The organism is Luteibacter anthropi (assembly GCF_011759365.1).
Classification (GTDB): Bacteria; Pseudomonadota; Gammaproteobacteria; order Xanthomonadales; family Rhodanobacteraceae; genus Luteibacter; species Luteibacter anthropi.
The window spans coordinates 70,974-84,189 of sequence record NZ_JAARLZ010000013.1 but is presented as its reverse complement, the minus strand read 5'-3'; the positions used below and the strand labels follow the sequence as shown (position 1 = coordinate 84,189).

General features: G+C 62.9%; 10 protein-coding genes. 5 read left to right on the top strand and 5 right to left on the bottom strand.

Annotated elements, in window-relative coordinates:
- The first annotated feature begins 72 nt into the window (after positions 1–72).
- From HBF25_RS19450 to HBF25_RS19440, 3 genes are all read left to right on the top strand, one after another.
- Positions 73–1,254, top strand: a complete 1,182-nt coding sequence (locus HBF25_RS19450; RefSeq protein WP_166951612.1) for a phosphoglycerate kinase — start codon at positions 73–75, stop codon at positions 1,252–1,254.
- Entirely contained in the window at positions 1,254–1,886 is a 633-nt protein-coding gene (locus HBF25_RS19445) for an HAD hydrolase-like protein (protein WP_166951609.1), read from the top strand. The genes HBF25_RS19450 and HBF25_RS19445 overlap by 1 nt, the downstream gene beginning before the upstream one ends.
- A gap of 700 nt (positions 1,887–2,586) precedes the next feature.
- A complete protein-coding gene (locus HBF25_RS19440; protein ID WP_166951606.1) occupies positions 2,587–3,441 on the top strand; it encodes a hypothetical protein in 855 nt (284 codons plus the stop codon).
- Positions 3,442–3,705: 264 nt separating this feature from the next.
- Here the strand turns inward: HBF25_RS19440 and HBF25_RS19435 are convergent, their stop codons facing one another.
- Positions 3,706–5,796: an acyltransferase family protein gene (locus tag HBF25_RS19435; RefSeq protein ID WP_166951603.1), complete on the bottom strand. Its 2,091-nt coding sequence runs from the start codon at positions 5,794–5,796 to the stop codon at positions 3,706–3,708.
- 87 nt (positions 5,797–5,883) lie between these two features.
- Positions 5,884–7,896: a transketolase gene (gene tkt / locus HBF25_RS19430; protein ID WP_166951600.1), complete on the bottom strand. Its 2,013-nt coding sequence runs from the start codon at positions 7,894–7,896 to the stop codon at positions 5,884–5,886.
- A 224-nt stretch (positions 7,897–8,120) separates the two neighbouring features.
- On the opposite strand from tkt, the gene HBF25_RS19425 reads away from it, so the two are divergent.
- Both HBF25_RS19425 and HBF25_RS19420 read left to right on the top strand, forming a co-directional pair.
- Entirely contained in the window at positions 8,121–8,849 is a 729-nt protein-coding gene (locus HBF25_RS19425) for an outer membrane protein (RefSeq protein WP_166951597.1), read from the top strand.
- 256 nt (positions 8,850–9,105) lie between these two features.
- Complete coding sequence (locus HBF25_RS19420) at positions 9,106–9,699, top strand: porin family protein (RefSeq protein WP_208392686.1); 594 nt, start codon at positions 9,106–9,108, stop codon at positions 9,697–9,699.
- Positions 9,700–9,829: 130 nt separating this feature from the next.
- Here the strand turns inward: HBF25_RS19420 and HBF25_RS19415 are convergent, their stop codons facing one another.
- The 3 genes from HBF25_RS19415 to HBF25_RS19405 all read right to left on the bottom strand — a co-directional run bounded on the left by HBF25_RS19415 (position 9,830) and on the right by HBF25_RS19405 (position 13,002).
- Positions 9,830–11,269, bottom strand: coding sequence for a reprolysin-like metallopeptidase (locus tag HBF25_RS19415; RefSeq protein WP_166951594.1), 1,440 nt, complete (start codon positions 11,267–11,269; stop codon positions 9,830–9,832).
- Positions 11,270–11,429: 160 nt separating this feature from the next.
- Positions 11,430–12,455 (bottom strand): class I fructose-bisphosphate aldolase, encoded by a 1,026-nt coding sequence (locus HBF25_RS19410; RefSeq protein ID WP_166951591.1) that lies wholly within the window; start codon positions 12,453–12,455, stop codon positions 11,430–11,432.
- Between the two features lie 106 nt (positions 12,456–12,561).
- On the bottom strand, positions 12,562–13,002 hold the full coding sequence (locus HBF25_RS19405) for an energy transducer TonB (RefSeq protein ID WP_166951588.1): 441 nt from the start codon (positions 13,000–13,002) through the stop codon (positions 12,562–12,564).
- Between the last annotated feature and the right edge of the window lie 214 nt (positions 13,003–13,216).

The following is a 13,216-nucleotide window of genomic DNA, read 5'->3' as shown; positions in this document are numbered from 1 at the left end:
GAATGATTTGCGCCTGTCGGCACCGCCCGGGGACAATGGGCGTCTCTCCTACACCCTGAGCTGGAGTTCCTCGTGTCCGTCACCCGCATGCAAGACCTCGACCTGCGCGGCAAGCGCGTCCTGATCCGCGAAGACCTGAACGTGCCGGTCGAGAACGGCAGGATCACCTCGACCCAGCGCCTGGACGCGTCCCTGCCCACCATCGTCGCCGCACGCGATGCCGGTGCGAAGGTGATGGTCATCTCCCACTTGGGTCGTCCCAAGGAAGGCGAGTTCGACGAGGCCTCCTCGCTCAAGCCCGTCGCCGAATGGCTGGGACAGAAGCTGGGCAAGGACGTGCGTCTGGTGCGCGACTACCTCGATGGCGTGGACGTCGCCGATGGCGAGGTCGTCGTGCTGGAGAACTGCCGCATGAACGTGGGTGAAGGCAAGGACGACGAGGCCCTGTCGAAGAAGTACGCCGCCCTGTGCGACGTGTTCGTCATGGATGCCTTCGGCACCGCCCATCGCGCCCAGGCCTCCACGCACGGTGCGATCCGCTTCGCGCCCGTGGCCGCCGCCGGTCCGTTGCTGGCGAAGGAACTGGACGCCCTCGGCAAAGCGCTCGAGCATCCCGCCAAGCCGCTGCTGGCCATCGTCGCCGGCTCGAAGGTCTCCACCAAGCTCGACCTGCTGCAGAACCTCGTCGGCAAGGTCGACCAGTTGATCGTGGGCGGCGGCATCGCCAACACCTTCATCCTTGCCACCGGCCATAAGGTAGGCAAGTCGCTGGTAGAGGCCGACCTGCTCGACACCGCGAAGAAGATCATGGCCGATGCGAAGGCCCGCGGCGCCGACGTGCCAGTGCCGACCGACGTCGTCGTCGCCACCGAATTCTCAGCCACTGCCCAGGCCACGGTGAAGGCCGTCGATCAGGTTGGCGACGATGAGATGATCCTCGACATCGGTCCCGAGACCGCGAGGCGCTACGCGGAGCTGATCGCCAAGGCCGGTACCGTGGTGTGGAACGGCCCCGTGGGCGTGTTCGAGTTCGAAGCCTTCGGCAAGGGCACCGAGACGTTGGCGCGCGCCATCGCCGCCTCGAAGGCCTTCTCGATCGCCGGTGGTGGCGACACCCTCGCTGCTGTCGACAAGTACGACATCGAAAGCGGCGTGTCCTACATCTCCACCGGTGGTGGCGCCTTCCTCGAATTCCTTGAAGGCAAGGAACTGCCGGCCGTGACGGCGCTCAAGGCGCGCGGGGAGACGAAGTAATGCTTTTCCTCTTCGACCTCGATGGCACGCTCATCGACTCGGAAATCGGCATCCTCTCTGGCGTGCGTCATTCGCTCGCCAGCGTGGGCGCCGAAGCGCCGCATGATTCCGTGCTGCGCTCCTGGATCGGACCGCCCCTGCGCGTGAGTTTCGCGCAGGTGCTGGGCGACCACCGCGACCGCATCGAAGCTGCCGTGGCCGCCTACAGCGAGCGATTCCAGGACGTGGGCTGGTCGGAGCACACCGTCTATGACGGCATCCCCGAAGCCATCGCCGCGCTGGCCGAGGCGGGCCACCAGCTTGCCGTGGTGACTAGCAAGACGCGGACCCATGCGGCGCGCATCATTCCGCACCTGCCGTTCGGCGCCGCGTTCGAACGCGTCTACGCCCCGGGACCGGACACGGCGCACAGCGAGAAGGCGGAGATGATCGCCGCCGCCCTCGCCGACTTCGGCCATCCGAAGGACCAGGTGTTCATGATCGGCGATCGCCGCTTCGACATCGAAGGCGCGGTAGCCAACGACGTGCGTGGTGTGGGTGTGCTCTGGGGCTTCGGCGACCAGGATGAACTGGAAAAAGCCGGGGCATGGAAGACACTTGGAACACCATCCGAGCTTCGCTCACTTACCTGACGGAAACATCGAACCGCGTACTTCATCGATCTCCTACGGAAGTACGCGGTTTCCGCAGCGCCATATTGATTGCCCGGCCTATAGTCATAACGGCCACGCCAGGTAGCCTCGTAGCCCTCATTCACGAGACCTGCGAAGCGACCCTATGCACCCAACCGCATTGGCTTTTCTTATGACGACCTGCTTGGTGGCGGCACAATCATCGGCAGCTGCTGAAATTTGGCAGGCCAGCGCCCCACCGTCGTGGCACCCACCCTTCGAAGATTCGAAGCGTAAGGGGCCAAAATCCAGCAACCGTATCCACCTGCGCATATACCAGACACCACGAACTGATTCCGCGACGCTCTGGCTCACCTATGCGACGTCGATGGCACTTCAGACCAAAGGATACTTTCAAACCAGGTCGCTCAGATCGACAGCGAACAGCCCTTTGCTCAATCAACGACCACCTGACATCCGCCCTCTTTTAACAACACAGAGGTGACGACAACTCGCTGGATGAGCGGTAAGTCATATCAAGTCTTCCACACGAAGGCGGCCCCTGATCGTCACCTTTCTTCAAGCCGACTTCAGGTCCTCGAAACCGTACGAGGACTGTCAGGAACTGGACAGTGCAGAGGCGTGACGGCCCGATGGAGCATACGCAAGGATAGTTCCAGGCTTCGGGAGCCACATTTTTGGCTTCTGATACGGAACACTGATGAACAAATATCCACTACGGGTGGTCGCTATCGCGATGATGGCTGCGTTTTCAACACCATCTCAAGCGGCGGCACTCAAGGCAGGAGAAACGCTCTGGCAAGGGAGCTTTCTGTACTCCGACGACCTTCATTACTTTGCGGCCATGCAATCTGATGGAAATCTCGTCGTCTACCGAAACAACGGTACAAACTCGGCAGTCTGGTCGACAAATACTGCTGGTCTCGGAGCAAACCGCGCCGTCATGCAATCTGATGGAAACTTGGTCCTGTATACGCCCGATCATAGGGCCGTATGGCAGACAGGAAGCCATGGTCAAGGGCATTTCTTTACCGTTACCGAACATGGGCAGGCCATGGTCCTCGCCATCGTTCCAACGTGGAACAGCGACTCCGGCATGTCGGGCGTGAGCAACAATACGCCGATGATCTTTGGTAACGGAACCGCATTAAACAAAGGACAGAACTACACACATGCCAATGGGCACACACTGATTTTCCAGGCGGACGGAAACCTTGTGCTGTATCGTCATGGGGTGGCTATCTGGGCATCCCACACTTGGCGAGCCTCATCGGCTCACATCGATAATGGCCTACACGTAACAGGTGGAAAGAAAAGAAATTTCCACGCAGGTAGCTTGCCCGCGCCGAAGTACGGCCCAAGCACCTCCTTGATTCGCTCCCTTGGCTTTCTCGCACTGGCATCAAATGGCAACTTGACCACGTATGGAGTCAGAGAGATCTGGACTGCATCAGAGTATGACCGTCGCCCAGCAAAACATCCCGGCCACCCCCCGTGCGCCGCACCGACCTGGTGTATTCCTTCCTCCTTCGATATTTGGCGACTTAGGTTCTGAGCTTTTGTCCGAGGAAAAAACGGTCGCGATCTGATCGATCGACGCCGCGAATTCTGAAATAGCTACGGCTGTAGACCGTTACGACATGACCATTCCCCGTGTCGACCGTGATATCCGACCGGATTCGTTCCTCGATACGAGACCTAGCCAGGCCACCGTGGGCGGTCAGACTCCAGCGATCGAGAAAAGTCCTTCTTGCGCCCGGCGCATCCTGTCGGCACGTGAGAATTTGCACAATATGCCCGACGCAGGCAGCTCGGCCGCCTACCCTGGGCCGTGAAGGGTTCCCTTGGCCGCGTCGCGCATCGCGGCTTCGAACGCCGATGCGAGCACTTTGTTGCCATAGCCGCTCACATGGTCGCCGTCGAAGAACAAAGGGCGGCCGCCCCTGAATCCCGTGCACTCCGCTCCTTCCGGGCACAGTGTGGGCAGGGGGTCGAACACCGTCGTTCCCGGGACGGCACGTGCCACATTCATCTCGACCTCCAGCATCGGTTGCCGAAGGTGCAAGAACCAGGACCGGTCAACGGCCATGCCTGGCAGGCACATGGGATTGCTGCGCGTCCAGGGGTCGGCGCAGCGATAAGCCGGCGCGTTGAGCAATACATTGGGCGCTTCGAGCACGACACGTGCTCCCTTCGCGCTGAAACGCGAAACGACATCGATCGCCGCCTGTTCGGCACCGCTCTCTTTCGCCAATCGGCCCGCATCCAGCGCCTGGGCGATCGCAGCGTCGCGCGGGTATCGGATCCATTGGTCGACGAAGCGCGGCATGCGCAACGAAGGCAGAAACACCACGTCCCCCGGTTTCACCCGGGCAAGGATATCGCGCTCGGAAATGGCCGATGCCGTCTTGCACCGATCGCCTGCATCGCTTTCCGGGCGAAGGCCGAGGAAGGCGCAACCTGAATTGTTGTACAGCGTGACATGCGCACCAGTGCGCGCCACGTAGGCCTCGAACAACGTGCCGAACGCCATCGCATGCGAGTCACCCACGACAAAGACATCCGGACCGTCCACCGGACGGTCACAGGCCGTCCTCGCATAACGGATGCGCTTGCCATGCTCCAGGTCGTCCACGGCTGGCTCCGGCACGCCGCAAGCGGGCGCCGTTTTCAGCGTGACCGTGGTCGGGTACCAGTCGTCAGCATGCCTGGCGACCGTACTCAACGACCAGCGCGGTTGCCGGTGGTCGATGAAGCGGTGCAGCGATGCCCCCATGACCAGGATCACCAGTCCACATCCGACGACAGCCCAGCGTGGTAGCCGCCGGATACGCTGCGACCGTCGGAACGGCTGCTCGATCCAGCGCCATGAACACCATGCCAGCACAAACGTCAGGGCAAGTGCGGCAAGCAGCCACGGCCAGTCGCCCAGGCCAACCGTCCATCGGAACAGCACGAACACCGGCCAGTGCCAGAGGTAGAGTGAATAGGACATGCCTCCAAGCAGGCGCATCGGCGATGCCGTGAGCAGGCGAACGGGCCAGACTGCATCCGGCTGGCCATGAAGCGCGCCCAACACCAGCACCGAACCTGCAACGGCCCACAGTGCACCTGGCACGGGAAACTGATCGGGCTGCGAGAACCACAATCCGATACCCATAAAAATGAACCCGATGGTGGCAACCGCCACCTTCCAGGGCATCACCGTATCCATTGTGGACGTGTCAAAACGCCGCCCCATGCAGGCCATGGCCTGATACAGCATCACGCCGGCTGCCAGCTCCCAGAAGCGTGGCGCCAGCAGATAGAAGGCGGCGAGACTGTCCGTAGTCCGGATCGCCCAGGCATAACCGAAGGACACGACGCCTAACAGCGCAAAAAGCCCCAGCGTCAGGCGACGCCAGCGACCGCCGAAACTCCAGGCCCAGAACAGTACCGGGAACAGCAGATAGAACTGCTCCTCCACCCCCAGGGACCAGGTGTGCGTGTAGGGGTTGAATTCGGTGATCGGCGAGAAGTAACTGTTGTCGTTGTTCGCCAGCACGAGGTTGCTGAAACCGAAAAACGCGAAGCGTCCCGTCTTCTGGTTGTGCCCGCTGAGCCAGGCCTCCGGGATGAATAGCGTCGCGGCAACCGTAGTCGCCAGCAGACAGACAAGCAGCGCGGGAGCAATGCGCTGGAACCGGCGTGCCAGGAAATAGCCCCAGAATGACGCAAGCGACGACCGCTCACGCAATCCCACCGAGGCGCTTACCACGAAACCCGAGATCACGAAGAACACATCCACGCCAGCGAAGCCGCCTGGCAGCCAGCTTCCATGCAGGTGGTAGAGCACGACAGACAGCACCGCGATGGCACGCAAGCCGTCGATATAGGGGAAATAAGCGTGGGGCGAACGGGAGGATGTCATCGTGACGAACGGCTTATCCGAAAAACCATGGGCGTATAACGAACGAAGGCCCCCATGCGGGAGCCTTCGTTCCTGAAGCAGCGTCGCTTACTTGATGACGCTCTTCACGGCATCAATCACCTTCGGGGTGGTGATGCCGAAGTGCTCGTACAGCTTGTCGATGGGGGCCGAGGCGCCGAAGGTGCTCATGCCGATGGCCTTGCCGTCCAGGCCGATGTACTTGGCCCAGAAATCGACGCTGGCGGCTTCCACCGCCACGCGGGCGCGGCACCACGACGGCAGCACGCCTTCACGGTATTCCACCGGCTGGGCGTCGAATTCCTCGGTGCAGGGCATCGAGACGACACGGACCGGCACGCCCTGGTCGCCCAGTGCCTGCGCGGCCTCGACGGCGATGCCGACTTCGGAGCCCGTGGCGATGATGATCGCCTTGAACTTCTCCGACGGCTCGAACAGGACGTAGCCGCCCTTCTCGATATCAGCCACCTGGGCTTCCGTACGCGGGTTGTGCTTGAGGTTCTGGCGCGAGAAGACCAGGCACGACGGGTTGCCGGCGCGCTCGATCGCCTTCTTCCAGGACACCGCCGATTCCACCGCATCGGCCGGACGCCACACGCGGTTGTTCGGGATCAGGCGCAGCGAACCCAGGTGCTCCACCGGCTGGTGGGTGGGGCCGTCTTCGCCCAGGCCGATCGAGTCGTGGGTGTAGACGTGGATGGCGTGCGCCGGAATCAGCGCCGACATGCGCACCGCGTTACGGGCGTAGTCGGAAAACACCAGGAAGGTGGCGTCGTACGGAATGAAACCACCGTGCAGTGCAATGCCGTTGGCGATGGCCGACATGCCGAACTCACGCACGCCGTAGTGGATGTAGTTGCCATCCGCACCACCCGTGGTGATGTTCTTCGAACCCTTCCAGATGGTGAGGTTCGACGGGGCGAGATCGGCGGAACCACCGATCAGCTCAGGCAGCAGCGGGCCGAACGCATCGAGGGCCATCTGCGACGCCTTGCGCGACGCCACGACCGGACCTTCGGCCTGCATCTTCGCAACATAAGCGGCGGCGCCTTCGTGCCAGCTCTTCGGCAGCTCGCCGGCGGTACGGCGCTTGAATTCGGCAGCCAGCTCCGGATGAGCCTTGGCGTAGGCGTCGAACTGGTCGTTCCAGGCCTTTTCGGCCTTGGCACCGGCGTCCTTCGCATTCCACGAGGCGTAGATGTCGTCCGGAATCTCGAACGGGCCGTATTTCCAGCCCAGCTGCTCGCGGGCCAGCTTCACTTCGTCCGGACCCAGCGGGGCACCGTGCGAGGATTCCTTGCCTTCCTTGTTCGGCGAACCGAAGCCGATGATGGTCTTGCAGATCACCAGGCTCGGCTTCTCGCTCTGCGAGGTGGCGGAAGCGATGGCCTTCTTGATGGAGTCGGCGTCGTGGCCGTCCACCGGCTTGCCGTCATCGCCCACCACGACGTTCCAGCCGTAGGCCCTGAAGCGCTCGGCGGTGTTGTCGGTGAACCAGTCGTGCACCTCGCCGTCGATGGAGATGCCATTGTCGTCGTAGATGGCGACGAGCTTGCCGAGCTTGAGCGTGCCGGCAAGCGAGGACACTTCGTGCGAGATGCCTTCCATGAGGCAGCCATCGCCCAGGAACACGAAGGTGTGGTGATCGACGATGTCGTGGCCCGGCTTGTTGAAGCGCTCGGCCAGCACCTTCTCGGCAATGGCAAAGCCCACGGCATTGGCCAGGCCCTGGCCGAGCGGGCCGGTGGTGGTCTCGACGCCCGGGGTGTGGCCGTATTCCGGGTGACCCGCGGTGTGATGGTTGAGCTGGCGGAAATTCTTCAGGTCTTCGATCGGCAGGTTGTAGCCGGTCAGGTGCAGCAGCGCGTACTGCAGCATCGAGCCGTGGCCGTTCGAGAGGACGAAGCGATCGCGGTTGGGCCAGTGCGGGTTCGACGGGTTGTGGTGGAGGAAATCGCCCCAGACCACTTCGGCGATGTCGGCCATGCCCATGGGCATGCCGGGGTGACCCGACTTTGCAGCTTCCACACCATCCATGGCCAGGGCGCGGATCGCATTGGCGCGTTCGCGGCGTGTCGTCATCGGCGTTCTCCAGTTAGCAGGCGGCGGAAAAAACGCCATTGTCGCGCATTGGGTATCACGTTGTCGTGGAGATTCAGGGGACAGTGGGCAAGTTAACCAAGCCTTAATAATTTCATCCGCATTTTTGAATCTCTTCAGGTTCGGGGGGGTCTAATCGGTATCGGCCACCAAAGCTCCCCCACCCCAAGCCTGGTGGCCGCCCCGACAATAAGAGGAACATTCCCATGAAGAAGGCAGCTCTTGCCCTTGCGGTTTCTTGCATCTCGTTCGCGGCCATCCCGGCCTTCGCCCAGGACAGCAACTCGGCTGTCTCCGGCAACTACCAGCCGGAACAGGCCGTCGGTAGCGGCAACTGGTTCATCGGCGCCAACGTCGGCCGTACCAACGGCAGCGACACCGGCGGTTTCGGCAGCAATGCCAGCGGTTTCAATTTCCTGCACGGTGAACAGGGCCGTCGCACCGGTTATGGCGTCCTCGGCGGTTACCGCTGGAAGGTCGGCCAGGATCTGGGCCTCGGCGTCGAAGGCGGCTACACCGACCTCGGCAACTACCGTGTGAAGAACATCTTCAACGATAACGACGTCAACCAGCGCAAGAGCCGCAACGCCCTGCGCGGCTGGATGGTCGGTGTCAACGGCAAGCTGAACCTCGTGCCGCAGTGGTACATCAGCGCGCACGGCGGTTACTTCCGCGCCAATGACAACAGCAACAACTACAACAACAGCGTGGGCCAGGACATCGGCTTCTCCAACGGCGGCCGTCCGGGTCGTGGCAGCTGGTATGCCGGTATCGGCACGGGCTGGGACATCAACCAGCACTTCAGCGTAGGCGTGAACTACGACTACTTCCACGCCAATGCCGGCAAGGTCAAGAACAACGCCACCGGCGACGTCTCGACCGGCCTGAAGCGCTCCACCGGCATCGTCTCGCTGGCTGGCGAATACCGCTTCTAAGTCGTACAGATACCGGTTTTCACGGTATTTCACAGGCCGCGACGGGCAACCGTCGCGGCCTGTTTCGTCTGCGCGCTTAACACGCTTTGAAGACTTAACCGATTTTAAATATTAAACCTCGCGGTATTGAATCGTCACAGGACTGCCACATCTAAGGTTGGACGCACGAATACCCCACTCGTGCGCGGGTAGCGAAAGACGACATTCCCCCTAAGGTCGCCGCCGCTCACAAGAACAAAAAGCAGGAGAGATCACCATGAAGAAGACCCTTATTGCCCTCGCCCTCGTCGCTGCGGGCGCCGTCGCCACCCCCGCTTTCGCCCAGGATGCCAATGGCGCAGCCGGCTGGTTCGTCAACGGCAGCGTTGGTCGCACCTCGGTCGACAAGAACGCCTACAACGGTCATGACACCGGTTATGCCCTGAACGGCGGCTACCGCTGGGCCGTGGCACCGTGGGCCGCACTCGGCGTCGAAGTCGGCTACAACGATCTCGGCAACATCCACGCCAAGAACTTCTTCAACGGCAACCGGGTTATCGATCGCCGCAAGTCGGAGCTGCATGGCTGGACCGCCGGCGTGAACGGCCACTTCAACATCACCCCGCAGTGGTACATCAGCGCTCGTGGCGGCATCTACGGCTGGCAGGGCCATGGCCTCAGCAACGACGACATCGACCTGAGCAGCCGTCGCAGCATCGACAAGACCAGCTGGTACGCCGGTGCAGGCGTGGGCTACGACTTCAACAGCAACTGGAGCCTTGGCATCAACTACGACCACTACGATGCCGACAAGCACGGTGTGGACCTGTCGACGAACATGGCTTCGATCAGCGCTGAATACCGCTTCTGATCCACGTTTCAAGTGTTGAAATGAAAAAGCCGGTGCCCCAGGGCACCGGCTTTTTTGTAGGAGCGCGCCTTGCGCGCGACCGGATTGTCGCCAAGAGCGGTCGCGCGCAAGGCGCGCTCCTACACTCCATTCAATGCGTCTTGCTGGTCCTGAACTTCGCCGCAATCGGCATCGTCAGGCGTAGCGTGCGAGCCACATCCGCGTAATCGGCAACGCCGCACGGCAGGCCCTTGCACTGCACCTGCGGATTGGAGAACGTCCAGAAGCGCTGGGTGGCATCGGGGCCATAGGCCATCACGTCGTAGAACTTCGCAGAGAAGTTGCGATAGCCATACGAGTACGGAAACAGGCCACCTGTCGCATCCTGCTCGTGATTGTGCTGGGCGCCGAGGTTATGACCGAGTTCGTGCGCCAGCGTGGTCGCTTCGCAGTAGTAGCCCGTGGGCAGGCTGCCGTCGCTCACCACCGAATACATCAGGTCCCCTGCCGCGGCGTAGTTACCCGGCGGAATGTAGGCCACGCCACAGCTGTTGTTCGCCTGGTTGTACTGGCGCACGAAGGTGACCAGATCGGCGCCCACCTGGTCGCGCATGGTCTGTACCCAGGGCGTGCTGGTGCGGATCGCATCCAGCATCTGCGTGTTGTCGGTGTCGTCAGGAGCCTGTGCTTCCTGTGCGCGGACCATGCGGAAGGATGCATCGATCTGCGAGTTGCGCAGTACCTGGTTGGCCACGTCGAAACGATTGGTCAGTTCGGTGATGGCGGCCGACGTCGAGCCCTTCGCCTGGCGGAAGCCACTGGAATAGATTGCCAGCACGTCCACCGTGGTCTGACCCGCGGCAGATGAGATGGATTTGCCCGCCGCCGCGTCGGCAGCGGAAACAATCGGCGTTCCCAGCGCTTCATCCAGGGCACCGGTTCCCGCAAGGCCCGCTCCCGGCACGCCCACCGGCTTGATGGCGTCGCCCAGCGGATTCACACCGACGTGGAGGCTGGAGAGCGGCGCGCTCACCAGATAGGTCTGGCCGCTTTCCACCGTGAGCTTGCGCTGCTGGCCGTCGCTGTCGGGCAAGGTGGCGACGGTGGAATCCGGGCCGAAGGTGATCACGGCGCGCTGGGTATCGTCCGGGCCGTCGAGATGACCGACCCAGCTCCAGTTGCCGTTCTCGTGTTCCACGGCATGCTCGAAGGCGAGGTCGAGATGGGAGCCGTCGGGCGTGGGGATGGACAGGTGGCCGCCCTTCATCGCCGCGCGAGCCTGCTTTTCGTCGATCCGCACCGGGTAATAGGTAAATACTCCCTCGTGCCGGGGAGGCTCCGAGCCGGTGATCACCAGCAGGGGCAGCGTGGGGCCGTTATCGGCACCAGCCGAGGCCCTGCGTCTGGCCGGGGCATTCACGGCCATCCGCGGTGCGACGGCAGCCGTGGAAACGGCCGGCGCGGGTGCATCGGCGTCCCCGCCGTCGGCAAGCGCCCAGCGCACAGGTGAACCACCACCTTGCAGCACCGCCGATCCGGCGGCCGCACAGGCCAGAGAGGCCGCCAGGGCGACCCATGCACGCTGTTTCATCCCTAACCCTCAAGCCCGTGGGCGTGGCACACGCCCCCTTGTGCGATTGGAACGCCGGGCCGAGCGTGCCGCAACCGAAAACCACGGGAAAGCGCGATCCGGTCACAAGAAAAAGGCGCCGACAGAGCGGCGCCTTTTTCGGTCTAGACGGCAGGAACCGTCAGGCCCGCTTCTTCCAGTTGCCCTTGGCGGCGTCGCTGTTTTCCTTGGCGCGCTCCACCACGGTCTCCTGGCCGGCTTTCCAGTTGGCCTTCTGATCCTTCGACCAGACGTCCAGGGCCTTGGAGACCAGGGCGCGGCCGTAGGAGAAGCTGATCGGCCACGGGTGCGGACCGAGCTTGTTGATGGCGTCCAGGTGCGCCGTGGCCTGCTCGTCGGACTGGCCGCCCGAGAGGAACACGATGCCTGCCACGGAAGCCGGCACGGCGTTCTGGAAGACATCCACGGTGGCCTGGGCCACGTCTTCGACGTCTACCTGCTCCTCGGCCGGGGCGTACTTGCCCGGGATGACCATGCTGACCTTGAGGATCAGGCCGCGCAGATTGACGTTGAAAAGGGCCAGCTGGCCGAACAGGGCGCGGAGGACTTCCTCGTGCACCGTGTAGCTGGTGTCGATATCGTGGACGCTTTCCTTGTCGTCCATGAGGATCTCGGGCTCGACCATCGGCACGATGCCGGCTTCCTGGCACAGCGATGCGTAACGGGCCAGGGCGTGCACGTTGGCTTCCACGGCCGCCGAGGTCGGCGTGCCGTCGGTGATCTTGATCACGGCGCGCCACTTGGCGAACTTGGCACCGAGCTTGGCGTATTCCTGCAGGCGCTCGCGCAGGCCGTCGAGGCCTTCGGTGACCACTTCATCGGGGAAGCCGGCGAGCGGGTGCGTGCCCTTGTCCACCTTGATGCCCGGGATGATGCCGGCGGCTTCCATGGCCTCGACCATGCTGCGGCCGTCGCCGGTCTTCTGGCGGATGGTCTCGTCGAACAGGATGGCGCCCGAGATGTACTGGCCGAGGCCCGGGGCGGTGAGCAGCAGCTCACGGTACGCGCGACGGTTTTCCTCGTTGTTCTCCAGGCCGACGGCCTCGAGACGCTTCTTGATGGTCGAGGTGGATTCGTCGACGGCGATGATGCCCTTGCCGGGTGCAACCATCGCCTGCGCGATCTGTTCGAGGTTATCGATGCTCATGAGAACTCCGTGGACGTAGTGGTATGCCCCCAGTAACGAGGCGGGGCTAGTGCGAAAACCGGCGGAGTATAGGGGAATACCCCGCGAAAGCCGTTGTGCGGCGCGATCAAGTGGTCTTATAGCCGGGCAGTTCGCACTGCTTCATGATCGCGGCCTTGCGAGCCGGGTCCTCGGGGAGGTTGAAGCCGACCACGTAGTACGTGCTGACCGGTTCGGCGGCACGATTCACGCCGGAAGGCCCGTAGCGGAAATCCTTGACGGCACTGACGCCGACCTTGTCCAGGTCGCCCTGGGGGACCGTCTTGGCGGCCACGACGTTCTGGGTCAGGCCATTGGACCCGATCATGTAGGTCACGGCGACGCAGCCTGGCTGGTCGAGGTTCTTGCCGGTGTTGGGCACGTCCGCGTTGACCGAGCTGTTGGTCAGGGTCCAGTAGTTCGGGAGACGGTCCGGTGCGACCTTGCGCACGTTCTGCGCGGCCACGGGGCCTGCGACGAGGAGTACGGCGGCGAGCACGGCGCCGGTACGAACGGGATTGCGGATCATGACGCCCTCGTTGGTTTGCCTTGGGCTACGAGTTTACTCCGCAAGCGCGTGCATGGTGTGTCTGGCTGGAGTTGGCAGCGCGGAGTGCTTTCCAGAACAGCCGCTTCGGGCCGGTCGCGCGCGAGGCGCGCTCCTACAGGGCCAGTCCTGTAGGAGCGCGCCTCGCGCGCGACCGTCGAAGCCTTATTGCCCCAAACACACAACGGGGCCTGCC

Coding starts and splice junctions, on each gene's coding strand:
- HBF25_RS19420 (WP_208392686.1), top strand. CDS start 9,106: ATGAAGAAGACCCTTATTGCCCTCGCCCTCGTCGCTGCGGGCGCCGTC.
- HBF25_RS19410 (WP_166951591.1), bottom strand. CDS start 12,455: ATGAGCATCGATAACCTCGAACAGATCGCGCAGGCGATGGTTGCACCC.
- HBF25_RS19405 (WP_166951588.1), bottom strand. CDS start 13,002: ATGATCCGCAATCCCGTTCGTACCGGCGCCGTGCTCGCCGCCGTACTC.
- HBF25_RS19435 (WP_166951603.1), bottom strand. CDS start 5,796: ATGACATCCTCCCGTTCGCCCCACGCTTATTTCCCCTATATCGACGGC.
- HBF25_RS19440 (WP_166951606.1), top strand. CDS start 2,587: ATGAACAAATATCCACTACGGGTGGTCGCTATCGCGATGATGGCTGCG.
- HBF25_RS19425 (WP_166951597.1), top strand. CDS start 8,121: ATGAAGAAGGCAGCTCTTGCCCTTGCGGTTTCTTGCATCTCGTTCGCG.
- HBF25_RS19445 (WP_166951609.1), top strand. CDS start 1,254: ATGCTTTTCCTCTTCGACCTCGATGGCACGCTCATCGACTCGGAAATC.
- tkt (WP_166951600.1), bottom strand. CDS start 7,896: ATGACGACACGCCGCGAACGCGCCAATGCGATCCGCGCCCTGGCCATG.
- HBF25_RS19415 (WP_166951594.1), bottom strand. CDS start 11,269: ATGAAACAGCGTGCATGGGTCGCCCTGGCGGCCTCTCTGGCCTGTGCG.